Source organism: Vitreoscilla stercoraria DSM 513, from assembly GCF_000382305.1.
Classification (GTDB): Bacteria; Pseudomonadota; Gammaproteobacteria; order Burkholderiales; family Neisseriaceae; genus Vitreoscilla; species Vitreoscilla stercoraria.
Genome location: NZ_KB908024.1, coordinates 58938 through 83957 on the forward strand (window position 1 = coordinate 58938; position 25020 = coordinate 83957).

Genomic DNA, 25020 nt, shown 5'->3' on the forward strand with positions numbered 1-25020 from the left:
TCAATTGTTTTGATGTTAATTGAAAACTAATTGTTACATTGTGCTTGACAGCTTTGAAAATCTTGTTTAATATGCACATCTTTCTTGGGTCGTTAGCTCAGCCGGTAGAGCAGCGGACTTTTAATCCGTTGGTCGTTGGTTCGAATCCAACACGACCCACCAAGAATTTAGATTGATTAACCAGAGCAGTCAATCAGTCAGTTTTACCGGGGTCGTTAGCTCAGCCGGTAGAGCAGCGGACTTTTAATCCGTTGGTCGTTGGTTCGAATCCAACACGACCCACCAAAATCAAAAAAGCCTGTCGAAAGACGGGCTTTTTTGTATCTTGAATTTAAAGCGTCCTGTAAATATTCTGTGTTTCTGTGCATAGGAGTGATGATGTCTACCAAACAAATCCCGATGAAAAATGGTGTAGGTGCCAGTTGCGTGGTCATTTCTGCTTTGCCTGTGGCGGATATGACGGTTTTGGATTACTTTAGCCAACGTTTTGAGCATGTGTCTTTGGCTCAATGGCAGCAGCGCTTTGAGCAAGGTGAGGTGGTGGATGCTCAAGCTCAAGCCATTTTGCCAAATGCGTTGTTGGCTGATTTTTTAACTCAGAAAATTTTTTATTATCGCCATGTTCCCAACGAGGTCGCTATTCCATTTGAAGCCAGTATCGTGTACGAAAATGAGCACATTGTGGTGGCAGACAAACCCCATTTTTTGCCTGTGATGCCCGGTGGCCAATATTTGCATGAGACCTTGTTGGTGCGTTTGCGCATGCAATTGAATTATCCTGATTTAACGCCTGTGCACCGCATAGACAGGGAAACGGCAGGCTTGGTGTTGTTGGTGAAAAATGCATCTGTGCGTGGCGCGTATCAGGCTTTGTTTCGGGAGCGATTGGTAGAAAAACAATATGAAGCGATTGCCAAATGGCGGCCTGAATACCATTTTCCTTTTGAACATGCGTCACGTTTGGCTGAAAACGGTGATTTTTTTCGCATGGCTGAAGTGGAAGGTATGGCTAATGCCACGACAATATTGGATGTATTACAGCACAATGATGAATGGGCGCATTATGTGTTAAAGCCGATTACAGGTAAGCGCCATCAATTGCGTGTACACATGGCTGCGTTGGGCATGCCTATTTTGAATGATGGTTTTTACCCTCAAGCCAAGCCAATGTCGATGCAAGATTATGCGCAACCTTTGCAGTTATTGGCTAAGAAAATGGCGTTTATCGATCCTGTTACACAAGAAAAGTTTGATTTTTATTCTCAGCTGTCATTGTGGAACATTCATGAGATTTATTTGACTTAGTGAGTTGTTTTTATAAAAATTTAATGACAATATAGTGATAGAGGGAATGAAGGTTCATCACCAAACACACAAGGAGAATGCCAATGAAATTGGTTATGTTAAGCCAAGACACTGTTGAGGCCAGTGAACCATTTTTGCCTGCACAAGAAAAAATTGTATCAGGTCATCCGCAACAACAAGTTTGGCAGCATTACAGCAACCAAGGTCGTGTTTTTCATGCGGGCGTGTGGCAATCAGACATTGGTAAGTGGAATGTCAATTACACTGAAGAAGAGTATTGTCATATTTTAGAAGGTGTTAGCGTAGTGACGGATACATTTGGAACCTCAACCATTTTGAAAGTAGGCGATCATTTTGTGGTGCCAGCAGGATTTAATGGCACTTGGGAAGTGGTGGAGCCAACGAAAAAAATCTATGTGGTGTATGAGGAAAGTGTGGCAGAGTCTTAAAATGCCTAAGGCTTTTTAACAGGCTTTTACTGCAAAGCGCTCTGTTTTAGGGCGCTTTTATTGTGGGTGCAGAGAAGTTGGGTGTACGCAGGGTCAGAAAATCCGTTAAAATAATGCGTTAATAATTCAGGCGTCCTGTAAACTTTACAGGACGCATCTTTAACTAGGAAGCACCATGAGCGAACAAGCAAACAATCCGGTGGAAACCGAACATTTAGATGAAAACCAAATCATGGCTTTGCGCCGTGAAAAGTTGCATGCCTTGCAAGAAAGCGGCAATGCTTATCCAAACGATTTTCGTCGTGACGCTTTTGCAGGCGATTTGCAAAATGAATACGAAGCAGTGGATAAGGAAGGCTTGGTAGAGAAGGCTGTCAAGGTTAAGGTCGTTGGTCGGATGATGCTCAAGCGCAATATGGGTAAAGCCAGTTTTGCGACCATTCAAGACGTTTCTGGTCAAATTCAGTTGTACATCAACAACCAAGGTGTGGGCGAAGACGTCCATGACGATTTCAAACATTGGGACTTGGGTGACATCATCGCTTGTGAAGGCGAATTGATGAAAACCAATCACGGTGAATTGACGGTTCGTGCAGCAACTTTGCGTTTGTTGACCAAATCATTGCGTCCATTGCCTGACAAACACAAAGGGTTGGCCGACCAAGAAGCGAAATACCGCCAACGTTATGTGGATTTGATTACCAATACCGATTCGCGTGACACTTTCATCAAACGCAGTCAAATTGTGCAAACTGTACGCAATTTTATGGCGTCTGAGCGTTATTTGGAAGTGGAAACTCCGATGATGCACCCAATTCCAGGCGGCGCAACAGCCAAACCATTCGTGACCCATCACAATGCTTTGGACATGCAATTGTTTTTGCGTGTGGCGCCTGAGTTGTATTTGAAACGTTTGGTAGTCGGTGGTTTGGAACGTGTTTACGAAATCAACCGCAATTTCCGTAATGAAGGTATGTCAACGCGTCACAATCCAGAATTCACGATGATGGAATTTTATGAAGCGTATGCCGATTACACTCGTATGATGGATTTGACCGAGCAAGTGATTCGTGCGGCGTCCGAAGCGGTTAATGGTAGCAGCGTGGTGACTTATGGTGACAAAGAAGTGGATTTGTCAAAACCATTTGCACGTTTGACAATTGTTGAAGCCATCAAAGCACACAACCCACAATATTCTGACGAACAATTGCAAGACACTGAATGGTTGAAAGCCGAAATCAAAAAACACGGTGGCAAATTGCCGATGGCTGGTGGTTTGGGTTCGTTGCAATTGGCGTTGTTTGAAGAAGTGGCTGAGAGCAAATTGTGGCAGCCAACTTTCATCGTGGATTATCCTGTGGAAGTGTCGCCTTTGGCACGCAAATCAGATACCAATCCTGAAATCACCGAGCGTTTTGAATTGTTCGTGGTCGGTCGTGAGTTGGCCAATGGTTATTCAGAATTGAATGATTCAGAAGACCAAGCCGCACGCTTCCAAGCGCAAGTAGCACAATTGGCAGCAGGCGATGATGAAGCGATGCATTTTGATGCTGATTACATCCGCGCGATGGAATTCGGTTTGCCACCAACAGGTGGTTGTGGCATCGGCATTGACCGTTTGGTGATGTTGTTGACCAACGCACCTAGCATTCGTGATGTGATTTTGTTCCCACAAATGCGCCGCGAAATCTAAAAGCGTCCTGTCATGATAAAAAAGCCCTGTTTAAAAACAGGGCTTTTTGTTGTGAAAAGAAAACACTGTGTTATTCAGTTTTTTCTTTGATGGCGGTGGCTGTATTGTTCACGCCTTCTTTGGCTTGTTGACCTGCTTGACGTGCTGCTGCAGTGGCATCATCTGCCAGTTCTTTGGTTTCTTGTTTTACATTTTCAGTGGCGTTGCTGGTGGCTGTTGCTGCTTTGTCCACTTCAGTTTCCACTTTGTTACCAGCTTTTTCAGCTGCTTGATTGGCTTCTTGGACTGCATTTTCTGCGCCTTGTTTTAAATCTTTGCCCGCTTCTTTGGTATCTTGTACGGCACTATTAACCGTTTCAGATGCTTTATCTTTGGTTTCAGAAGAACAAGCGGCTACAGCGAATACGGCTGCCAAAGGCAATAACCAAAATTTCATATGAGACTCCTTTTGTGGGAATGATATTGTAAGAATATGAGAGTTTGTTTTGTACGATATGTCTCTTAGAGTAAGAGACTAAATAATAGGTTGCAGATTGTACAGTGAAGAATTGGTGAAAATTGTAGTTGTTGCAATGCATCAATTACTTAGTTATGATGATTTCGTCATAACCTAATTGCTTGAATTATTAAAATTAAATACATTGTTTGATTAACTGCTTCAGCTTGAGGAGGTTTGTATGTTGGGAATAAACGATTGGATGCGATTGTGGGGTTTGGATCCTAAGACGGGTTGGCCTGTGGTGTGGTCTGTGTGGTGGCCTTGGATGCAATCGACTGGTGCATTTAAGGCGCAGAGCGAAATGAATGTAGCAGCGGATTTGCCATATATTGAGCCAGTTGAATGTGTCGATCCATCTGTGTTTCAGATAGAGGCTGCATCTGAAAAGGATTTGGATGAGCTTGATACTCAGATTGGGTTGGCTGTTGCACCCACGGCAGAGCCTGTCAAAAAAGCAGTATCACGCAAACGTGCGCCTAAAGCCAACAGTACGCAAACACCTTTGGATTTGGGTGTTGCGGCAGTGAAGACCAAACCGATTGCCAAAAATACACGGGCGAAAAAAAAGCCAGTGGCAGCGATAACGCCTGTTATTTCAGAGCCGATAGTGCCTGTGCAAAAAACGACAGCCATCGCAGAAGAGGTGTTGATGCAAGACGAGCCTAAAAAACTGGAGGCACCTGTTTTGATGGAAGTCGATGAGGTTTCGAGTTTGGAAAACGTGGTTAAACTATCGGTTGAGCAAGCACAAAATGCAGCGCAACAAATTGTTGCAGAATCTACTTTGATTGAAAAATAACTGTGTTTTTCATGATAAAAGCGTCCTGTAAAAGTTTACAGGACGCTTTTATGCTTATAAAAACGGTGTTAAACCAAAATAGCACCAAGGTCATCGCTGGTTTTGAAAATGGCTAAAATGCCTTCGATGATGCCAACCACGCCAGGAATAAAAGTCCAGCTAAATAGCAAATACAATAATCCCATCCAAAAGCGTCCTGCACAAAATTTGTGTATGCCCAATGAGCCGAAGAACAAAGCAATAAAAATGTATAAGGCTTTGTTACAAGTATGAGGGTGATAGGCTGCGTATGAATGCATGGCGTTGAATACCGTCCTTGGAAATGTCAAAAATCTAGCGTATAGATGGGATTGGATTGTGATATTTCAATAGATTGATGCAGCTGGGTTGATTTTTTGTAAGCGTGGGCTGAAGCGTTTCAGTCCTTGTTCGCAAATAAAACCATCCAAAGCCTCATCGTGTGCTTCATTGGGAATGTGTGGACATTGTTGTATGGCAAAACCGATGCCGAGGCGCAAAGGTTGATAGGTGCGACAAAAAGACAAACTGGTATCGTAAAAGCCGCCGCCTTGACCCATGCGTATTCCTCTGGCATCGACACCCACTAAGGGCATTAATATGATGTCTAAATGTTCTATGCGACATTTTTGACCTTCGTATTGCAAAATATTCATCACACGATGGCTGTGTTTTTTTGATGCAGGGTAAGGCGTAAACCACAAGCGTCTTTGACCTTTTTGGATATAAGGCGTGTATAGCTGGCAACCTTGTTTTAAAGCGTCCTGAACCACACCGCTCAAATTCAATTCGCTGCCTACTGCCAAATAAAAGCCAATTTTTTTACCCCGTTTGAGCCATGGCTTGATGAAACGGCGTATTTGTTGTTGTGCTCGCTGGCGTTGCGCTGGCGACAGACTTAAACGCTGACGGCGCAATTGACGGCGAATCTCGGTTTTGCTTGCTGAGGTCATTGTTGCATTCCACTTTCATGATGAATAAAGGGGTAAAAATGTGATGAGATGATCTTGAGTTCCATCAGAGCCCTGAATGTTTACAGGCCGCTTGGGTTAAAGTGTGTTATTTTTGTCTGAAAAATGAATCAAAACAAGCCAGTGTCGCTCAAATCTATTGCGCCTGCATTGCAAGTCAATTTTAAAGATTGTATAATATGCGCCGCTTTTGTCTTAATTTGAAGGCAAAGCGAAAACTTATATTGACTGCCCACATCATGCGTCAAAGGGTGCTCTTTTTAAAGAGTTCTTTCGTCATGGTGTTAGTCTTAACCCTTTGAGGAAATTATTATGTCACACGTGACTATGCGTCAAATGTTGGAAGCTGGTGTTCACTTCGGTCACCAAACTCGTTACTGGAACCCTAAAATGGCTGAGTACATTTTCGGTGCACGTAACAAAATCCATATCGTGAACTTGGAAAAAACTTTGCCGATGTTCACTGAAGCTCAAGACTTTGTACGTCGTTTGTCTGCTAACAAAGGTACTGTGTTGTTCGTAGGTACTAAACGTCAAGCACGTGAAATCGTTCAAGAAGAAGCTATCCGCGCTGGTGCTCCTTTTGTTGATCACCGCTGGTTGGGTGGTATGTTGACTAACTACAAAACAGTTAAGCAATCTATCAAACGCTTGGAAGACAAATTGGTCGTGTTGGAAGGCGCTGAACAAAGCGGCTTGAACAAAAAAGAATTGTTGGATTTGCAACGCGAAGTAGATAAATTGCAACGCTCTTTGGGCGGTATCAAAGACATGAAAGGCTTGCCTGACGCTATCTTTGTTATCGACACTGGTTACCAAAAAGGTACTATCGTTGAAGCTCAAAAATTGGGTATTCCAGTAATCGCTGTTGTCGATACTAACAACAGCCCAGAAGGCGTTAAATACGTTGTTCCTGGTAACGATGACTCTGCTAAAGCGATTCGTTTGTACTGCCGTGGTATTGCTGATGCAATCTTGGAAGGTAAAGCACAATCTTTGCAAGAACTTCAAGCTGCTGCTTCTGAAGCACAAGCTGGTGAGTAATCAGTACTGATTGCAAATCATAAGAAAGGGGCGGCTCTCGCTCCTTTTTTTAAATTCAGGCCGCCTCTATGAATTTGGGCGTCCTGAAAAAATGAATACTTTTAAAGGAATGAACAATGGCTACAATTACCGCTAAAATGGTTGGTGACTTGCGTGCAGCTACTGGCTTGGGCATGATGGAATGCAAAAAAGCTTTGGTAGAAGCAGAAGGTAATTTCGAAAAAGCTGAAGAAATCTTACGCATCAAATCTGGCGCGAAAGCTGGCAAATTGGCTGGTCGTACTGCTGCTGAAGGCATCATCGTAAGTGCTATCAATGGTCAAGTAGGCGCGTTGGTAGAAATCAACTGTGAAACTGACTTCGTTGCTAAAGACGACAGCTTCAAAGCTTTTGCACAAGCTGTTGCTGAAGCGGTTGTGGCTGGTAACCCAGCTGACGTGGCTGCTTTGGCTGACGTGGCTTCAGGTGAAACCACTGTTGAAGAATTGCGTAAAGCTGTGATCGCTAAATTGGGCGAAAACATCACTGTACGTCGTTTCGTTCGTTACAACACTGAAAACCAATTGGTTGCTTACATGCACGGCGCGAAAATCGGCGTATTGGTAGACTTCGCTGGTGACGCTGAAGTGGCTCGCCAAGTGGCAATGCACATCGCTGCAGCTCGTCCACAGTGCGTATCTGCAGATCAAGTAGATCCTGAGTTGATCGCTAAAGAACGTCACATCTACGAAGAGCAAGCAGCCCAAGAAGGCAAACCTGCTGCAATCGTAGCGAAAATGGTTGAAGGCCGTGTGCGCAAATACTTGGCTGAAGTGACTTTGTTGGGTCAACAATTTGTGATGAACCCTGATGTGACTGTTGAAAAATTGTTGCAAGAGAAAAACACTTCTGTTGCTGCATTCACTGCTTACCACGTAGGTGAAGGCATTGAAAAAGCTGTTGTAGATTACGCTGCTGAAGTGGCTGCTGCTGCTAAGGTATAAGCTGATTGAAGCTTGCAACACCCTGATTCTTGGAATCAGGGTGTTTTTTTAAGTAAAAATTACCCTAATTGAGTGCAGTTGGTTTGTCAGCAATGAGTGATTGCTTTAACATTCTGCCTCAGCTTAACGTTCTTTCGTTTATTACGACTATATAAAAGGTATCATCATGGCTGAAGTCAACAATCTTCCTTACAAACGCATTTTGGTTAAATTATCTGGCGAGGCATTGATGGGTCAGGATGCATTTGGCATCAACCGTGACACCATTATGCAAATTGTTGCACAAATTAAAACTGTGGTGGACATGGGCGTTCAGGTCGCTGTTGTGATTGGCGGCGGTAATATTTTCCGTGGTATGGCACAGTCAGCCAAAGGTATGGAACGTGCAACAGCCGATTACATGGGCATGTTGGCAACAGTAATGAATGCATTGGCTTTGAAAGAAGCGTTTGAATCTATTGGTGTGAAAGCACGTGTGCAATCTGCTTTGAGCATGCAACAAATTGCTGAAACTTATACTCGTGGCAAAGCCATGCAGTATTTGGAAGAAGGCAAAGTGGTGATTTTTGGTGCGGGTACGGGCAATCCATTTTTCACAACTGATACTGCTGCTGCTTTGCGTGGTATCGAAATGAACTGTGATATTATGTTAAAAGCAACCAATGTTGATGGTGTGTATACGGACGACCCTAAGAAAAATCCAGAGGCTGTGCGTTACCAAACTGTCACATTTGACGAAGCCATCCAAAAAAACTTAAAAGTCATGGATGCGACTGCTTTTGCATTGTGCCGTGAACAAAAAATGAACATCAAAGTGTTCGGTATTTTCAAAGACGGTGCATTAAAACGTGTGGTTGAAGGTGAAGACGAAGGTACTTTGGTACATATTTAAGCATCGCTTGCCTACAATCCAAATGAATTTGAGAAGGTTTAAATAATGATTAATGAAATCCAAAAAAGCGCTGAAAGCAAAATGCAAAAGTCGCTGGAAGTGTTGAAAAACAATTTGTCTAAAGTGCGTACAGGCCGCGCTCACACTGGTTTATTGGATCAAGTGAATGTAGATTATTATGGCTCTCCAGTTTCTGTGAGCCAAGTTGCCAATATCACTTTGTTGGATGCGCGTACCATTGGTGTGAAGCCTTTTGAAAGCAAAATGGCTGCGCCTATTGAAAAAGCGATTCGCGATTCTGATTTGGGTTTGAATCCATCTTCTATGGGTGATTTGATTCGTGTACCGATGCCGATGTTGACTGAAGAGCGCCGCAAAGATTTGATTAAAATTGTGCGTGCAGAGGCGGAAGAAGGTCGTGTGGCTTTGCGCAACGTGCGCCGTGACGCTAATAATGACTTCAAAACTTTGTTAAAAGACAAAGAAGTTTCTGAAGACGATGCACGTCGTGGTGAAGATTTGATTCAAAAATTGACTGATAAATATGTTGCTGAAGTAGATAAAACATTGGCTGCTAAAGAAGCAGATTTGATGGCAATTTAATTTGAGGTTGATATGAGTGCAGACAGCACCGATACGCAACGCTTGATTCCCCGTCACATTGCCATCATTATGGATGGCAATGGTCGGTGGGCAAAAAAGCGTTTTATGCCACGAGTAATGGGGCATAAGCAAGGCGTTGATGCTTTAGAAGAGACAGTTAAAAACTGCCATGACTTGGGTGTGGAATGCTTGACAGTTTTTGCATTTTCCACTGAAAACTGGCGTCGACCTGCGGATGAAGTGGGTTTTTTAATGAGCTTGTTTTTAAAGTCTTTGAAAAAACAAATTTTGCGTTTGCACAATAAGAACATCCGCTTGCGTTTGATTGGTAGGCGCGACCGTTTGGGTGATGCAATTTGTCAAAGTATTGAAGAAGCCGAGCAATTAACAGCCCATAATACCGGCATGGTGTTTGCCATTGCAGTTGATTATGGTGGTCAGACTGATATTGTGGCTGCTGCGAATGCGGCCATTGCCAGTGGTAAGACAGTTTTGACTGAGGAAGACATTCAGAGTCACTTGGCTTTAAATGATATGCCTATGCCGGATTTGTTCATTCGTACAGGTGGTGAAACTCGTATCAGCAATTTTTTATTGTGGCAATTGGCCTATTCTGAATTGTATTTTACCGATACGTTATGGCCTGATTTTAACGCAGCCGCTTTGAATCAGGCGATTGACTCTTTTGGTCAACGTGAACGTCGTTTTGGACAAACCAGCGAACAATTACCTGTTGAAAAGCAGCGAGGTTAATTTTATGTTAAAACAGCGCATTTTAACGGCTTTGGTATTGATTCCGTTAATGGTCATTATGCTGTTTGGCGCTGGTGAAACCACATGGTTGTGGTTTTCTGGCGCCATTGCTATTTTGGCTTTGTGGGAATATACCCGGATGGTGGATATTAAAGGTTTAAGCCAAAAAATATATTTAGGTTTAACGGCATTATTCGGTTTATTCACCGTTCAAGTGGATGAATTAGCGGGATTTTGGCAAATTGTGATTTTGGCTTTTTGGTTGCTTATCGTGCCATTGTCATTGAAAAAACGCCAAAAAATAGTCTCGAGCTGGAAAAAATATGCTTTAGGTTTAATGCTAATGTTGCCATTTTGGGCGGCATTGGTTAATTTGCGTGGTTTTGGCACTTCAAGCGATGCGTGGCATTTACTGTGTGTAATGATGTTGGTATGGATTGCAGACACAGGTGCTTATTTTGTCGGTAAAAATTTCGGCAAGCGTAAACTGGCACCGACAGTGAGTCCTGGCAAAAGTGTTGAAGGCGCATTAGGCGGTATGGCATGTGTGTTGGTATATGTGACTTTTGCGCATGGAGCATTGTTGGATTTTCCATCTGGTATGGTAGCCTCTTGGATTTTGGCAGCATTCTTAACTGCCATCAGCATACAAGGGGATTTGTTTGAATCCATGTTAAAGCGTTTAGCCGGCGTGAAAGACAGCAGTGCTTTGCTGCCGGGACACGGTGGTGTGTTTGATCGCGTAGATTCATTGATTGCCGTTTTGAGTGTTTATTGGGTAGTGAGTCAGTGGGGCTTATGAAACAAATAATCAGTATTTTAGGTGCCACAGGCAGTATCGGTGACAGTACTTTGGATTTGGTACGTCGTCATCCAAATCAGTATGAAGTTTTTGCTTTATCAGGCAATACTCAGTGGCAAAAATTATTGCAATTGTGTATTGAGTTTCAGCCTCGTTATGTTGTGGTGATGGATGGGGATGTGGCTTTGCAGTTAGAGCAAGGTTTACAGGCCGCTTCTGTAACGACTGAAGTTTTGGTTGGACAAGAAGGTTTGTGTGCGGTTGCGGCTGCCACTGAAGTGACTGTGGTGATGGCTGCGATTGTGGGGGCGGCAGGATTGTTGTCGGCAATGGCAGCAGCCAAAGCTGGCAAAACCATTTTATTGGCCAATAAAGAAACTTTGGTGGTTGCAGGTGCGTTGTTCATGGATACGGTGCGTGAAAATGGCGCACGTGTCTTGCCTGTGGACAGTGAACACAATGCCGTTTATCAAGTGTTGCCAGAGGCTTTGACTCAGCAAGGTCAGGCGATAACACAGTCTTTAGAAGATTTTGGCATTCAAGGCATTATTTTGACTGCTTCAGGCGGCCCATTTTGGCAACGTGATATTGCGAGTATGTCCAACATCACGCCTCAAGAAGCGGTGAAACATCCCAATTGGTCTATGGGACAGAAAATTTCTGTTGATTCTGCTTCTATGATGAATAAGGGCTTGGAATTGATTGAGGCACGTTGGTTATTCAATGCCAAGCCACATCAATTGAGTGCTGTGATTCATCCACAAAGCGTGATTCACAGTATGGTACGTTATCAAGATGGTTCTGTTTTGGCGCAATTGGGTACACCTGATATGCGCACTCCTATTGCTCAGTGTATGGGTTTGGGGCAGCGCATTGAGTCAGGCGTGAAGCCTTTGGATTTCATGACAGTCGGTCAATTGACTTTTGCTGAACCGGACTTGAATCGCTTTCCATGTTTGCGTTTGGCTATGGCCGCATTGAGCAGTGGCGGTGATGCGCCATGCGTCCTGAATGCTGCCAATGAGATTGCTGTTGCGGCATTTTTACAACAAAAAATCAGTTTTACAGACATTGCACAAGTGGTTGAACGTGTTTTAGAACAAATGGATATTAGTATTAGCGGTGATGTTGATGCACTGTTAATGAAAGATGCTTGGGCGCGTCGCGTGGCACAAGAAATTTTATCTACGGTGTAAAGTGAGGTGGTGTCATGACTGGCTTGATTTATTTGGCTGCTTTTGTGGTGGCAATTTTGATATTGGTCAGCTTGCATGAGTTAGGTCATTATGTTGTGGCACGTTTGTGTGGCGTGAAAGTGGTGCGCTTTAGCGTGGGTTTTGGTAAACCATTTTTTATCAAAAAACGCGGAGACACTGAATGGTGTTTGGCGCCGATTCCATTGGGCGGCTATGTCAAAATGGTGGACACGCGCGAAGGTGAAGTGGCGGAAAAAGATTTACCGTATGCTTTTGACAAGCAAACACCATTAAAACGCATGGCGATTGTAGTGGCGGGGCCTTTGGTCAATTTGTTGTTAGCCGTTTTATTGTATGCTGCCAGTTTTTCGATTTTTGGTGTGACTGAGGTTAAACCGTGGGTTGGTACCGTGGCGCACAACACCTTGGCCGAGCGTGCAGGTTTCGAAGTTGGTGATCAGATTCAATCTGTGAATGGCAAAGCTGTTGCTGAGTGGATGGATGCGCAAACTGAAATGACTTTGGGTTTACAGGCCGGTAATGTGTTGGTGACTGTTAAAGATGCACAAGGTCAAGCGCAAACCCGTACTATTGTGGCGCAAGGTGAACCTGAAGCGGTAGAACAAGCGGCGCAAGGTCAAGGCATTGGTTTGATGCCGATGAAAATCAGTTCGGCTATTGGACAAGTGGTGGACGGTTCTCCTGCTCAAGCGGCAGGATTGCAAGCGGGTGACATTGTGACGCATGTCGATGGTCAAGCGATTGCCAATTGGAATGCTTGGGTGGCTGTGATACAAAATAGCCCGGGTAAAAATTTATTGTTGGATGTGAATCGACAAGGGCAGAATGTGCAATTGTCTTTGCGTCCAAATTCTGAAGATACGGGTTCACGTTTGGTGGGTAAAGCAGGTGTCGCACCCTCCATGGACCAAGCTTGGACCGAGCAAGTGCGAGTGAAGCGCGATGTTGGTGTGCTTGAAGGCATCGATTTAGCAGCAACGCGCACTTGGGATTATTCTATTTTAACCTTGAAGTTTTTTGGCAAGATGCTCATCGGTGAGGCATCTATCAAAAGTATTTCAGGACCTGTAACCATTGGTGAAATTGCCGGCAAATCTGCCATGATGGGCTGGGAAGCTTACATTCAATTTTTGGCCATTATCAGCATCAGTTTGGGTGTGATGAATTTATTGCCAATTCCAGTGTTGGATGGCGGTCATTTGGTGTATTACTTCATCGAGTGGGTACGTGGTAAACCTTTAAGCCAGTATGTACAGCTTATGGGTTTGAAAATTGGTTTGTGCATCATGGGTTTGTTTATGCTCGTGGCCTTCTTTAACGATTTCACGCGAATTTTTGGATAAGTCTTTATGAAATTAAAATTAATTGCTGCCAGTATTGTTGGTTTAACTCTCTCTACAGCGGCTTGGGCAGTGGACCCATTTACGATTCAAGACATTCGTATTGAAGGCTTGCAACGTACGGAGCCAGCAACGGTATTTAGTTATTTGCCTGTTCAAGTGGGTGATCGCTTTAATCAAGCACAAGCACAAGCCATGATTAAAGACTTGTATGCCACAGGTTTTTTTGATGATGTGCAAATCGAAACCATGGGCAACCAAGTTTTGCTTACGGTGGTTGAGCGTCCTGTCATCACTGATTTGCGCGTTAGCGGTGGCAAAGTCATCAAAAATGACATGATTCGTACCAACTTACAAAACTTTGGTTTGGCAACGTCACAAACATTCAATGAAGTGACGATGGCGCAAGCTGTGGAAGGCTTGAAGCGTGAATATGCCAATCGTGGTAAATACGAAGCGACGGTGACACCTAAAGTGACCCGTTTAGATCGCAATCGTGTTGAAGTTGAATTGGTCATCAATGAAGGTGAAACCACCACAATCGAAAATATTGATTTTGAAGGCAATAACGAGTTTTCAGATCGTACTTTGCGCAATCAATTAAGCCATACTGAAGCGAGTATGTTCTCATGGTTTCGTAAATCCAATCGTTTTTCACAAGACAAAATGCCTGCGGATTTGGAAAGCTTGAGCGATTTTTACCAAAATCGTGGCTATTTTGATTTTAAAGTAGTCGATGCCAAAGTCGAGCCTAATCCAGCCAATAAAACCGAACTGAATATGTTAATCAGCGTGGATGAAGGTCAACGCTATCGTTTCGGGCAAATAGACATTGCTGGCGACTTTAAAGATGTGTCGGAAGAAGAATTGAAGGCTTTGAATAAAATCAAAGCAGGTAAAATTTATGAACGTACCAAAGTGATGGATTTGGTGCGCAGTGTCCAATCGACTATGGGCACACATGGTTATGCTTATACTGCGGTTGAAGTGCAGCCTCGTCCAAATGCAGCTGAAGGTACGGTTGACTTTACTTTGATGGTACAGCCCGGTCGCAAAATTTACGTGAATCAAATCAATTTATCGGGCAACAATAAAACCCGTGATGAAGTGGTGCGTCGTGAATTGCGTCAAATGGAAAGTGCGGTTTATAACCAACAAAAAATCAACCGTTCTAAAGAGCGTATAGAGTTATTGGGCTATTTTGACAATGTGCAAGTGGATGCGACGCCCGTACCAGAGTCACCAGATGAGGTGAATTTGGATGTGAGTATGTCTGAACGCTCAACAGGTTCGGTAGATTTGTCTTTGGGTTATGTACAGGACGATGGCGTGGTATTGTCTGCGGGTATTGCTCAAGAGAATTTGTTTGGTACGGGTAAAGCGGCAAGCTTGCGTTTGTCTAACAGCAGTTCATCTAAAGCCGCTGCCTTGTCGTTTACCGATCCTTATTTTACAGCCGATGGCGTGAGCTTAGGTTATGACGTGTTCTATCGTGAATACGATGCGCGTGAAGCGGAAGTCAGCAATTATAAAACCACCACTATGGGTGCTGGTATTCGTATGGGTGTCCCTGTGACCGAGTACGACCGTGTGAACTTTGGTTTCACACCTGAGTGGATGAATCTTGATTTGTATGAAGGTGCACCAGCTCGTTATCAAAACTTTGTTAACGAACATGGTGACAGCGTGTTGACCTTAAAAGGCAATATCGGTTGGGGCCGTAACAAAACCGACAGCGCTTTGTGGCCAACTCGCGGTTATATCATGCGTGCCAACTTAGAAGCTGGCTTACCGGGCGGTGATTTGCAATACTACAAATTGACTCATGGTCAAACATGGTTCTTCCCATTAAGCCGTAATTTTACTTTGATGTTAAATGGTGAAGTCGGTTATGCAAATGGTTATGGCAGTACCAGCGAGTTGCCATTCTTCCAAAACTTCTATGGCGGTGGTTTGGGTTCGGTACGTGGTTTTCAAAGCAGCAGCTTAGGCCCGAAAGAGTTGAATTCATATGACAATGATTACGACTTTTTAGGTGGTAATAAAAAAGCTGTTGCCAATGCCGAGTTGTTGTTCCCATTGCCAGGTATCAAAGACCAACGTTCTGTGCGCTTGAGTTTGTTTGCAGATGCCGGCTCTATTTGGGATGGTAAAACATATCAGCGTCAAAATGGTGGTTCATACACCAGCTCATTTAGTGAGGAAATGCGTTACTCAGCAGGTGCTGCCTTTACTTGGTTGTCACCAATGGGACCATTGAAGTTCAGTTATGCATACCCATTGAACAATAAAGACAGTGATGAGTTGCAGCGCTTCCAATTCCAGTTGGGTACAACCTTCTAGAAAATTCAGAGGTACACATGCGCTTCATGTTACAAAAAGCAAGTGTAGCGTTATTGTTGATGGCGACAGCATCGGCCAGTTGGGCTGATGCTGTGCAAAAAATTGGATTCATGGATGCCGAAAGAGTCTACCGTGAATCCAAAGATGCACAACAAATCAACAATAAGTTGCAAAAAGAATTCAGTTCACAGTTTGAGCAATTACAACGTTTAGAAGTACAAGGCTTTGAGTTGCAAAAAAAAATGCTGACTGTACGCATGAGTGAACAAGAGCGTCAACGCCAGCAAGCCAAAATGGCCAGCCTGAACAAGCAATATTTGGAATTAAAGCGTACGACCGATGAGGAATATCAGTTACGCCGCAATGAAGAATTTGCTTCGATGCAGATTAAGGCCAATAAAGCTTTGGTGGAGTTGGCTAAGCAAGGAAATTATGATGTGATTGTCAAAGACGTTGTGTATGTACGTTCCGAGTTTGACATCACCGATCAATTGATTCAAATTTTAAATCGCCGTTAATTATGAAATTATCAGACATCGTGGCGCAACTAGGTGGTGAGTTGTTTGGTTCAGACCGTGAGGTCGAGCAACTTTCACCATTAGAAAGCGCCCATTCTCAAGCCATTGCCTTTTTAAGCAATCCCAAATACCAATCTCAATTACACAGTACGCAAGCTGCGGCTGTCATTGTGCATCATAAAATCACCGATGTGCCTGAGCATTTGAGCATCATTCGAACGGATGACCCTTATTTGTATTTTGCCCAATTGGCATGGTTGTTCCATCCTCGTGCGCAGGCTACAGGCCGCATTCATCCTACTGCTGTGGTGGATGACAGTGCTCAAATTCCTGCCAGTTGTGAAATTGGTGCGCATGCTTATATTGGTGCTCAGACGGTTTTGGGTGAAAACTGCCGCATTTTGGCAGGTGCTGTTGTGGAACACGATTGTGTTTTAGGTGAGTCTTGTGTGATTCATCCGAATGCAACGATTTACCATGGTTGCACTTTGGGCAATCGCGTGGAAATTCATTCAGGTACTGTGATTGGTGGTGATGGTTTTGGTTATGCCCCAGTAAAAACCGATGGTTCATGGTTTAAAATTCCCCAAACAGGTGGTGTGACTTTGGACGATGATGTCGAAATTGGTTCTAATTCCACTGTCGACCGTGGTGCCATGGAAGACACTCGTATTGGCAAAGGCAGCAAAATCGACAATTTCGTACAAATTGCTCACAATTGCCAAGTTGGTGAACACACTGTGATAGCGTCCTGTACGGGTATTTCTGGCAGTACCAAAATTGGCAACCATGTTGTGATTGCTGGTGGCGTGGGTATGGCAGGGCATTTGACCATTGCGGACAAAACCTTTATTGGTGGCGGCACCAACATTACCAAATCCATTACAGAAGCAGGGCATTATGCCTCTGTGTATCCGATGCAAACGTTCAAAGATTGGAGTAAAAACGCCGTCTATATTCGCCGTTTGTCCGACATGAACAACCGCATCAAACAACTTGATCAACAGCTTACTACATTGCTCAGTGACAAGCATTCTTAAGAAGGATTTTTTACGCATGACCGAATTTGCATTGCCGATTGAAGCGCGCACTTTACAAACTTTATTGCCACACCGTTACCCATTTTTGTTGCTTGATCGAGTGATTGCATTTGAAGCCAATCAAACTTTGACAGCTATTAAAAACGTCACCATGAATGAGCCTTTTTTCCAAGGTCATTTCCCGGAATTTCCAGTGATGCCAGGTGTCTTAATTACTGAAGCCTTGGCACAAGCTTGTGGTACTTTGGCCATTTTGTCCGAAGGCGGTCGCAACGAAGACGAAATTTATTTCTTTGCTGGTATTGATAATGCACGCTTTAAACGCCAAGTGATTCCAGGTGATCAATTGGTATTTGAAGTGGAATTGGTACAAAGCAAACGTGGTATTGGCAAATTCAAAGCTGTGGCCAAAGTAGATGGGCAAGTGGCAGCTGAAGCTGAAATCATGTGCGCCAAACGCAAAGTGGGTTAGATAGGTTTAACATGACAGCAACAAATATTCATCCGCAGGCGATTGTTCACCCTCATGCGCAATTGGCAGAAGGCGTGAGCGTGGGTCCTTTCTCGGTCATTGGTCCTAATGTGAGTATCGGTGCAGGTACACAAATTGCCTCACATGTGGTGATTGAAGGCCATACAAGCATTGGACAAAATAACCGCATTTTTCAATATACCTCTCTGGGTGCGCAGCCGCAAGATAAAAAATACCGTGATGAACCAACCAAATTAATCATTGGTGACAACAATACCATTCGTGAATTTGTGACATTCAATACAGGTACGGTGACTGGTATTGGTGAAACCCGTTTGGGTAACGATAACTGGATTATGGCGTATGTGCATTTGGCGCACGATTGCGTGGTGGGCAACCACACCATTTTTGCCAACAATGCATCCTTAGCAGGTCATGTGACCATTGGCGATTGGGTGATTTTGGGTGGTTATTCTTTGGTACATCAATTTTGTATCTTGGGAGACTATTCAATGACGGCATTTGCAGCAGGCGTGCACAAAGACGTGCCACCGTATGTGATGGCGGCAGGTTATCGCGCTGAGCCTAAAGGTTTGAATACTGAGGGCATGCGTCGTCGTGGTATGAATCCTGAGCAAATTGCACGTGTGCAACATGTCTACAAAATTTTGTACCGCCAAGGCTTATCATATGCTGATGCCAAAGCGCAAATTTTGGAATTGGCGCAAAGCCAAGACGAAGTGCAAGTGTTTGCCGATTTCTTTGCCGAATCCACACGCGGCGTGATTCGTTAAGTTGGGCATTATTGGATTTGAGCGTCCTGTAAACATTTACAGGACGCTTTTTTATGGCATGTGCTGATAGGGTTTAAATCTTGAGTGATTGGCAGGCAGCATGAACAATCGGTTACAATTTTCATCTGACTAGGGAATTTGCTGATGAGATGAGTGCGTAATAGTATGGTGTGAATCTTACAGGACGCTATTGACCTTTTTTACACGACAGACATTTGAAAAAAGAACAGCATCATGACACAAACAATTTATCAACATCGAGGCTTTAGTGCTTTTTTGAGTGCGAGGGTGATGGCGGTATTGGCGACACAAATTCAAGCCGTCGTGGTGGCGTGGCAAGTCTATGATTTGACGCGTGACCCTATGGCTTTGGCTTGGGTGGGTTTGGCACAATTTTTACCAATGTTGATTTTGGTGTTGCCTGCGGGGGATTGGGTGGATCGTTTTCATCGCAAAACCATTTTGGCAGTCAGTTGGAGTGTGGCATTGTTGTGTTCTGTGGCGTTGTGGTGGTTGTCGGGACATGGGCAAGCTGGGGTGAATGGGATTTATGCAGTTTTATTGGTGTATGGATGCAGCCGTGCTTTTTCAGGACCTGCTATGCAAAGCTTATTGCCGCAAATTGTGCCGCGAGACAAATTGCCACAGGCTTTGGCAACCAATTCAATGTTAATGCGCAGTGCTGCCATTGGTGGACCTTTAGTCGGTGGTTTTTTGTATGCCTATGGTGGCGCTTCAGTGACGTATGCAGTGTGTGCAGTTTGTTTTTTCTTGGGAATATTGTTGTTGCAACGGGTGGTTTTGTTTGACCCTGAAGCGGTTGAAAAAGCCATTTTAGCAGCTCACCAATCCACTGATTCGATGGTATTGCGTGTTAAAGAAGGCATGCATTTTATTCGCCATCATCCTGTGGTATTGGGTTCGATTTCTTTGGATTTGTTTGCGGTTTTGCTCGGTGGCGTGGTGGCATTGTTGCCCATTTATGCGCAAGAAGTATTGCATACGGATGCCACTGGCTTAGGAATTTTACGCAGCTCAATGGCCATTGGCGAAGTTGCTTGTGGTTTGTATTTGAGCCGTAAACCGTTTGATCGCAATATTGGGCGCAATTTGTTTGTTGCCGTGACGGTGTTTGGCGTTGCGAATTTGGTGTTTGCTTTTTCAACTTGGTTTTGGTTGTCGTGTGCGGCTTTGCTTGTGGCGGGCATGGCGGATATGGTCAGTGTGTATGTACGCAGTGCGATGATACAGCTGTCTACACCTGATTCCATGCGTGGGCGGGTCAATTCGGTGAACATGTTGTTTGTCAGTTCTTCCAACGAATTGGGTGAGTTTCGGGCAGGCAGCAGCGCGGCTTTGGTGGGGGCGGTACCTGCGGCGGTGTTGGGTGGCGTGTGTACTTTGGTGGTGGTGGGCTTGTGGCAAAAGTGGTTCCCACCGTTGCGCCATGCTGACCGTTTTAGCGATGTGGAAAAAACCAATTAAGGCGTTTGGCATAGACAGATGTGTGAGACGATGTGAAGCACTTTGGTGTACAAACAAGCGTCCTGTAAATTTGTGCAAGGCATATGGGTGTGGAACAACGATGTGAGCAGACAATTTTGGCTTCGTTTCGGTATGTTTGGTTAAATTCAGTTAAAATGGCGGATTATTGATTTGATGGTATTTGCATGAGCTCAAAACGACTACTGACAGTGGCTTTGATTGCGGGAGAGGCTTCTGGAGATTTACTTGGCGCACATTTGATTGAGGCTGTGAAGCAGCACTATCCCAATTGTCGTTTTGTGGGCATTGCAGGACCGTTGATGCAAAAAGCAGGCTGTGAGAGTTTGTATCCGCAAGAGGCATTGGCGGTGCGTGGTTTTGTCGAAGTGGTCAAGCGTTTGCCGAGCATCTTGAAAATCCGCAATGGGGTGGTGAGTCAGTTAAAACAAATGCGTCCTGATGTGTTCATTGGCATTGATGCGCCTGACTTTAATTTGGGCGTGGCTGAAAAACTCAAAGCCGCAGGCATTCCGACCATTCATTATGTGAGTCCATCGGTATGGGCATGGCGACGTGAGCGGGTGAACAAGATTGTGCATCAAGTCAATCGGGTGTTGTGTTTGTTTCCGATGGAACCACAATTGTATCGTGATGCAGGCGGCAAAGCCGATTTTGTAGGACACCCTTTGGCGCAAACATTGCCTTTGCAGCCAGATCAAGAAGCGGCGCGCCGCCAATTGAAATTGGAAGAAGCCGAGCAGGTGATTACCATCATGCCCGGTAGCCGTGTCAGTGAAATCGATTATATGGCGCCGATTTTTTTGGAAACAGTGCCGCTGATTTTGCGTGAATATCCGAATGCACAGTTTTTGATTCCTGCCGCTACCACGGCCACGCGTGAGCGTTTGGTCAAAATGCTGGAGAGTGAATATTATAAACGTTTGCCGATTCGGGTGATGTCAGCGCATGCTACTTTGGCTTGTGTGGCATCGGATGTGGTGTTGGTTGCCAGTGGTACAGCCACATTGGAAGTGGCTTTGTGCAAGCGTCCGATGGTGATTTCTTACAAAATATCCGCGCTCACTTATCGGATGGTCAAACACAAAATCAAAGTACCGCATGTGGGTTTGCCGAATATTTTATTGGGCAAAGGCGTGGTACCTGAATTGTTGCAACATGATGCGACACCGCACAAATTGGCAGGTGCTGTGATTCATTGGTTGAATCATCCTGAGCAAGTGCAAGCTTTACAGGACGACTTTACTCAATTGCACCAAACATTGCAGCTCAATACCGATGAATTGGCAGCCAAAGCGGTGCTGGAAGAAGCCAAGGTGGTGTGGTGAGTATTTGGATTACTGGGGTGGATGAAGCAGGGCGTGGTCCTTTGGTGGGCAGTGTGTTTGCTGCGGCAGTGATTTTGCCTGAAAACTATGATTTGCCGTATTTGACCGATAGCAAAAAATTGACTGAAGCGCGCCGTGATGTGTTGGCGCCATTGATTCAAGAACAAGCTGTGGCTTGGTGTGTGGCGTCGGCAAATGTGGCAGAAATTGAAAGCCTGAATATTTTACATGCCACTATGTTGGCGATGACACGTGCGGTGCAAGGCTTGCAAGTGGTGCCGCAAGAGGTGTTGATTGATGGCAATCGTGTGCCCAAAGACATGCCGTATGCGGCGCGTGCGATTGTCAAAGGCGATTTGAGCGAGCCTGTGATTTCAGCAGCATCGGTGTTGGCGAAAACCGCGCGCGATGCCCAAATGTATGCGTTGGATGTTTTGCATCCGCAATATGGTTTTGCCCGACACAAAGGTTATGGAACGCCTGAACATTTGGCGGCATTGAATCAATATGGCGTTTTAAAAGAGCATCGCGTTGGTTTCAAACCCATCAAAGACATGGTGCAGCGTGATTTGTTTGGATCAAGATGAAGGCGGCCTGTAAGGATAGAAATGGAAGAGTTGTCGGTTTGGGAGGCATTGTTGTTGGCGGCGGGTTTGGGAATACAACCTGTGGGCGCAGAGCCGCCATCGAGCGCGCTGAAGCAGCATTTGCTGCGACCTGCTCGTGAGGCCTTTGTCTTGCAGTCCCAAGCACAATTGCGGCAGTTTCGATGGGATGCACAAGCAGCCGATTTACAGGACGCTTTAAAACAACGTCAAGCTCAAGTGGCTTTGCCCAAATACCAATTCACTTCTGTGCAAGTTCAGGCTGTCGATGTGGTGGGGCCGGGCATGACCAATCATTTGTCTTTGTCGTTTCAAACTGAAAAAATGCCGCAACAATCGGCATGGCTGATCAAAGGTCAAACTCAATTGAGTTTGTTTGGTAAGGAAATTCAAGGTCATGGTGAAACTGTGTGGTATCCGAGTTTGGGTGGCGTACAAGGTTGGAATGACAGCACTATCGATTCTGAGCGGTGGCGTTTCAAACAGGTTTCTCAGTGGATTTTTCCCTTGCCAGATGGCTCATTGCCACGACATTTTACGGTGCAAACCCAAACCGAAAATCGCTCTTTAACGGCTTTGGCCCGTGCTAAAATTGATACCAATGATTTGCAATGTCAAAGCAGCGAGCCTTATTTAGGTCGCCAAGTACATGCCAATATCAAAGGCAAGGTGCAACAAGTCACTTGTCAGCGTTTACTGAATGGTGAACCTATTTTTGAAACCGATGTGTTGTATTTGATGGATTATCAATACCATTTACCGACGGGCGATTATTTTGCAGGCCGCCGCTGGCAGTGGCAAGTGACCGAATTCACCGGCACATAAACCACTAAAAAGCCTTGTCTATGACAAGGCTTTTTTTATTGCTGGTTTAACACCACAGATAAAATCCCTGCGGCAATCAATGGTCCAACGGGCACGCCTTTAAACACTGCCACGCCTAAGATGGTGCCGAGCAACAAGCCTGTGACCAAAATAGGCTGTCCACTCATTAAACCCACGCCACGACCACCCAACCATGCCACAAACACACCGACGACAATGGCGGCAATCATTTGCCAATTGGTCAAAATTGCCATCAAGCTTGGGATTTTCAAGCTTCCTGAAGCAATCGGTGCCAACACGCCTATGGTCAAAATGATGATGCCGACGTTCAAGCCATTTTTTTGTAAAAACGGCAAATATTGCGCCAAGGCCGTTTGTTGAAACAATAACAAAACACAAGCGGCGATGGTAATAGAACTGTTTTGGCTTAATACACCCAAGCCAATCAAAGCCACCAAAACCATAGAGCTGCTGTTAAATTGCAATACAGACATACACGCATTCTGAATTCAAAAACAAGATGATACCAAGGCGTCCTGTAATAAAACAGTGTCGCAGCATCATAGCTGCTGTTCAGCTTGATACTGCTCTAAGGCATTGGGCTTAAGCAGGTGGATTGAATGCGTCTGTACTTTCCAATAATTCAATAGCAAATGCATTGTTAGGCACAATTTTGACCCGATACAATTTTTGAAAACCTTCAGCGAGGGTGGGCAGTTGTAATTGGCGTAATTTGGCTTTGATGCCAACCACAGGAATTTTGGCTTTGCCTGCGCGTTGTTCGTTGCGTTTGAGCGTGGATTTCAAATCGGTGTCAAAATAATAACTGACAATTTCATAACCTGCCGCTTGGGCAAGTGGAATGTAGCGTGAACGTTCTTCGATGGATGGATTGGTATTGTCGATGACGATTTTGGTTTTGGATGCGATGGCGGCTTCAAAAATGACCGATTCACGGTGGCGGGTTTTGAGCATGTCCAAATTAATGCGCAAATGGCTGTGGTAAAAATAGCGTTGGTAAAACGTCGATTTGCCCGCTGCGGGAATGCCTGTGAAAATAATCAATTGCATGAATGCCCTTTATGAAATGCTTGGATGGGCAAATATTAAACCTTAATGTGAATGACACACAAAATAAAAAAGCGTCCTGTCAGTTTTACAGGACGCTTGAATCATTCAAATCGCGCTTAGCGAGAATATGCCCAATCGCGTACACAATCGGCAATCAATTGTGGGCCTTGGAAAATCATGCCGCTGTAAATTTGCACCGCTTGCACACCCAAACGTTTTTTGGTGACCGCATCTTGTCCTGAAACAATGCCGCCCACACCAATCACAGGTACTTTGCCATCGAGTGCATGTACCAAATGTTGCAACACATATTCGCTTTGTGCGCGCACAGGCAAGCCCGACAAGCCGCCTGCTTCTTGTGCCAATGGATGATTGCCCAAAATGGATTTGTCGATGGTGGTGTTGGTGGCAATCACGCCGTCCATTTCCACTTGAGTCACCACTTCGGCAATCGCTGCGATTTCTTCTAAATTCAAATCAGGCGCAATTTTCACCGCCAAAGGCACATAACGACCGCGTTGTTGGTGGAGTTTGGCTTGCTCTTCTTTTAAGGTCGACAATAGTTTGGTCAATTCGTCTTCGCTTTGCAAGGCGCGCAAATTTTTGGTGTTAGGCGAAGAAATATTGACGGTAATATAGCTGGCGTGATCATAGACTTTGGTCAAGCAAGTCAAATAATCGTCCACCGCATTTTCAATCGGTGTGGTGGCGTTTTTACCAATATTGATGCCCAAGATGCCGCGGTATTGTGCACGTTTGACATTTTCAATCAATATATCCACGCCTTGGTTGTTAAAACCCATGCGATTGATGATGGCTTGGTATTCAGGTAAACGGAACAAACGTGGTTTGGGATTGCCGTCTTGTGGGCGTGGTGTGATGGTGCCAATTTCGATAAAGCCAAAACCCAAAGCCGCCAATGCATCAATGTATTCACCGTTTTTGTCCAAGCCTGCCGCCAAACCCACAGGATTGGACAAAGACAAACCCATTAAAGTAGAGGGACATGGAATGACTTTGGGTGTGAAGCGCTTGAGCAAACCGTGGCGGTGGGCTTTTTGCAATTGTTCTAAAGTCAAATGGTGGGCTTTTTCAGCATCAAATTGGAATAATAACGGTTTGAGTAAGGAATACATACAAGGCGGCCTGAAAA

General features: G+C 44.7%; 27 protein-coding genes and 2 tRNA genes. 23 read left to right on the top strand and 6 right to left on the bottom strand.

Annotation, left to right across the window (positions count from 1 at the left end):
- Nucleotides 1-86 precede the first annotated feature (86 nt).
- The 5 genes from H150_RS0106445 (at nucleotide 87) to lysS (ending at nucleotide 3447) form a co-directional block, all read left to right on the top strand.
- Nucleotides 87-162 (top strand) — tRNA-Lys (locus H150_RS0106445).
- Nucleotides 163-209: 47 nt separating this feature from the next.
- A tRNA-Lys gene (locus tag H150_RS0106450) sits at nucleotides 210-285 on the top strand.
- A 93-nt stretch (nucleotides 286-378) separates the two neighbouring features.
- Nucleotides 379-1305 (top strand): pseudouridine synthase, encoded by a 927-nt coding sequence (locus tag H150_RS0106455; protein ID WP_019958239.1) that lies wholly within the window; start codon nucleotides 379-381, stop codon nucleotides 1303-1305.
- Between the two features lie 83 nt (nucleotides 1306-1388).
- Nucleotides 1389-1754 carry a cupin domain-containing protein gene (locus tag H150_RS0106460; protein WP_019958240.1) on the top strand — a complete coding sequence of 122 codons (366 nt, stop codon included), beginning with the start codon at nucleotides 1389-1391 and terminating at the stop codon, nucleotides 1752-1754.
- 175 nt (nucleotides 1755-1929) lie between these two features.
- Entirely contained in the window at nucleotides 1930-3447 is a 1518-nt protein-coding gene (lysS, locus tag H150_RS0106465; RefSeq protein ID WP_019958241.1) for a lysine--tRNA ligase, read from the top strand.
- 70 nt (nucleotides 3448-3517) lie between these two features.
- Here the strand turns inward: lysS and H150_RS0106470 are convergent, their stop codons facing one another.
- Nucleotides 3518-3883 carry a hypothetical protein gene (locus tag H150_RS0106470; protein WP_019958242.1) on the bottom strand — a complete coding sequence of 122 codons (366 nt, stop codon included), beginning with the start codon at nucleotides 3881-3883 and terminating at the stop codon, nucleotides 3518-3520.
- A 241-nt stretch (nucleotides 3884-4124) separates the two neighbouring features.
- On the opposite strand from H150_RS0106470, the gene H150_RS0106475 reads away from it, so the two are divergent.
- The gene (locus tag H150_RS0106475; RefSeq protein ID WP_019958243.1) at nucleotides 4125-4745 is read left to right on the top strand and encodes a hypothetical protein; all 621 of its coding nucleotides are present in this window, start codon (nucleotides 4125-4127) and stop codon (nucleotides 4743-4745) included.
- Nucleotides 4746-4813: 68 nt separating this feature from the next.
- On the opposite strand, the gene H150_RS13905 is transcribed toward H150_RS0106475, so the two are convergent.
- Complete coding sequence (locus tag H150_RS13905; protein WP_019958244.1) at nucleotides 4814-5044, bottom strand: TM2 domain-containing protein; 231 nt, start codon at nucleotides 5042-5044, stop codon at nucleotides 4814-4816.
- A 66-nt stretch (nucleotides 5045-5110) separates the two neighbouring features.
- Complete coding sequence (locus H150_RS0106485) at nucleotides 5111-5716, bottom strand: 5-formyltetrahydrofolate cyclo-ligase (RefSeq protein ID WP_019958245.1); 606 nt, start codon at nucleotides 5714-5716, stop codon at nucleotides 5111-5113.
- Nucleotides 5717-6046: 330 nt separating this feature from the next.
- Between H150_RS0106485 and rpsB the strand changes: the two genes are divergently transcribed.
- The 17 genes from rpsB to H150_RS0106570 all read left to right on the top strand — a co-directional run bounded on the left by rpsB (nucleotide 6047) and on the right by H150_RS0106570 (nucleotide 22796).
- The gene (gene rpsB, locus H150_RS0106490) at nucleotides 6047-6778 is read left to right on the top strand and encodes a 30S ribosomal protein S2 (RefSeq protein WP_019958246.1); all 732 of its coding nucleotides are present in this window, start codon (nucleotides 6047-6049) and stop codon (nucleotides 6776-6778) included.
- Nucleotides 6779-6894: 116 nt separating this feature from the next.
- On the top strand, nucleotides 6895-7761 hold the full coding sequence (gene tsf / locus H150_RS0106495; RefSeq protein ID WP_019958247.1) for a translation elongation factor Ts: 867 nt from the start codon (nucleotides 6895-6897) through the stop codon (nucleotides 7759-7761).
- Nucleotides 7762-7927: 166 nt separating this feature from the next.
- Nucleotides 7928-8653, top strand: coding sequence for a UMP kinase (gene pyrH, locus H150_RS0106500; RefSeq protein ID WP_019958248.1), 726 nt, complete (start codon nucleotides 7928-7930; stop codon nucleotides 8651-8653).
- 45 nt (nucleotides 8654-8698) lie between these two features.
- Entirely contained in the window at nucleotides 8699-9256 is a 558-nt protein-coding gene (gene frr, locus H150_RS0106505; RefSeq protein ID WP_019958249.1) for a ribosome recycling factor, read from the top strand.
- 12 nt (nucleotides 9257-9268) lie between these two features.
- On the top strand, nucleotides 9269-10009 hold the full coding sequence (locus H150_RS0106510; RefSeq protein ID WP_019958250.1) for an undecaprenyl pyrophosphate synthase: 741 nt from the start codon (nucleotides 9269-9271) through the stop codon (nucleotides 10007-10009).
- Between the two features lie 4 nt (nucleotides 10010-10013).
- Nucleotides 10014-10811 carry a phosphatidate cytidylyltransferase gene (locus tag H150_RS0106515; protein ID WP_019958251.1) on the top strand — a complete coding sequence of 266 codons (798 nt, stop codon included), beginning with the start codon at nucleotides 10014-10016 and terminating at the stop codon, nucleotides 10809-10811.
- Nucleotides 10808-12007 carry a 1-deoxy-D-xylulose-5-phosphate reductoisomerase gene (gene ispC, locus H150_RS0106520; RefSeq protein ID WP_019958252.1) on the top strand — a complete coding sequence of 400 codons (1200 nt, stop codon included), beginning with the start codon at nucleotides 10808-10810 and terminating at the stop codon, nucleotides 12005-12007. The genes H150_RS0106515 and ispC overlap by 4 nt, the downstream gene beginning before the upstream one ends.
- Before the next feature lie 23 nt (nucleotides 12008-12030).
- Nucleotides 12031-13371 (top strand): RIP metalloprotease RseP, encoded by a 1341-nt coding sequence (rseP, locus tag H150_RS0106525; RefSeq protein WP_155970473.1) that lies wholly within the window; start codon nucleotides 12031-12033, stop codon nucleotides 13369-13371.
- A gap of 6 nt (nucleotides 13372-13377) precedes the next feature.
- Nucleotides 13378-15711: an outer membrane protein assembly factor BamA gene (gene bamA / locus H150_RS0106530; RefSeq protein ID WP_019958254.1), complete on the top strand. Its 2334-nt coding sequence runs from the start codon at nucleotides 13378-13380 to the stop codon at nucleotides 15709-15711.
- A gap of 26 nt (nucleotides 15712-15737) precedes the next feature.
- Nucleotides 15738-16229 (top strand): OmpH/Skp family outer membrane protein, encoded by a 492-nt coding sequence (locus H150_RS0106535; RefSeq protein WP_169708870.1) that lies wholly within the window; start codon nucleotides 15738-15740, stop codon nucleotides 16227-16229.
- 2 nt (nucleotides 16230-16231) lie between these two features.
- Nucleotides 16232-17269 (top strand): UDP-3-O-(3-hydroxymyristoyl)glucosamine N-acyltransferase, encoded by a 1038-nt coding sequence (gene lpxD, locus H150_RS0106540; RefSeq protein WP_019958256.1) that lies wholly within the window; start codon nucleotides 16232-16234, stop codon nucleotides 17267-17269.
- 16 nt (nucleotides 17270-17285) lie between these two features.
- Nucleotides 17286-17741 (top strand): 3-hydroxyacyl-ACP dehydratase FabZ, encoded by a 456-nt coding sequence (fabZ, locus tag H150_RS0106545; RefSeq protein WP_019958257.1) that lies wholly within the window; start codon nucleotides 17286-17288, stop codon nucleotides 17739-17741.
- An 11-nt stretch (nucleotides 17742-17752) separates the two neighbouring features.
- Entirely contained in the window at nucleotides 17753-18535 is a 783-nt protein-coding gene (gene lpxA, locus H150_RS0106550) for an acyl-ACP--UDP-N-acetylglucosamine O-acyltransferase (RefSeq protein WP_019958258.1), read from the top strand.
- 234 nt (nucleotides 18536-18769) lie between these two features.
- Nucleotides 18770-20020, top strand: coding sequence for an MFS transporter (locus H150_RS0106555; RefSeq protein ID WP_019958259.1), 1251 nt, complete (start codon nucleotides 18770-18772; stop codon nucleotides 20018-20020).
- A 185-nt stretch (nucleotides 20021-20205) separates the two neighbouring features.
- Nucleotides 20206-21366, top strand: coding sequence for a lipid-A-disaccharide synthase (gene lpxB / locus H150_RS0106560; protein ID WP_019958260.1), 1161 nt, complete (start codon nucleotides 20206-20208; stop codon nucleotides 21364-21366).
- Nucleotides 21360-21953 carry a ribonuclease HII gene (rnhB, locus tag H150_RS0106565; RefSeq protein WP_019958261.1) on the top strand — a complete coding sequence of 198 codons (594 nt, stop codon included), beginning with the start codon at nucleotides 21360-21362 and terminating at the stop codon, nucleotides 21951-21953. The genes lpxB and rnhB overlap by 7 nt, the downstream gene beginning before the upstream one ends.
- A gap of 21 nt (nucleotides 21954-21974) precedes the next feature.
- The gene (locus H150_RS0106570) at nucleotides 21975-22796 is read left to right on the top strand and encodes a hypothetical protein (protein WP_019958262.1); all 822 of its coding nucleotides are present in this window, start codon (nucleotides 21975-21977) and stop codon (nucleotides 22794-22796) included.
- Between the two features lie 35 nt (nucleotides 22797-22831).
- Here H150_RS0106570 and H150_RS0106575 read toward each other — a convergent pair whose 3' ends face one another.
- The 3 genes from H150_RS0106575 to H150_RS0106585 all read right to left on the bottom strand — a co-directional run bounded on the left by H150_RS0106575 (nucleotide 22832) and on the right by H150_RS0106585 (nucleotide 25003).
- Nucleotides 22832-23281, bottom strand: a complete 450-nt coding sequence (locus H150_RS0106575) for a DUF441 domain-containing protein (protein WP_425316055.1) — start codon at nucleotides 23279-23281, stop codon at nucleotides 22832-22834.
- A gap of 118 nt (nucleotides 23282-23399) precedes the next feature.
- The gene (locus H150_RS0106580; RefSeq protein WP_019958264.1) at nucleotides 23400-23867 is read right to left on the bottom strand and encodes an AAA family ATPase; all 468 of its coding nucleotides are present in this window, start codon (nucleotides 23865-23867) and stop codon (nucleotides 23400-23402) included.
- Between the two features lie 116 nt (nucleotides 23868-23983).
- Nucleotides 23984-25003: a quinone-dependent dihydroorotate dehydrogenase gene (locus tag H150_RS0106585; protein ID WP_019958265.1), complete on the bottom strand. Its 1020-nt coding sequence runs from the start codon at nucleotides 25001-25003 to the stop codon at nucleotides 23984-23986.
- Nucleotides 25004-25020: the final 17 nt, after the last annotated feature.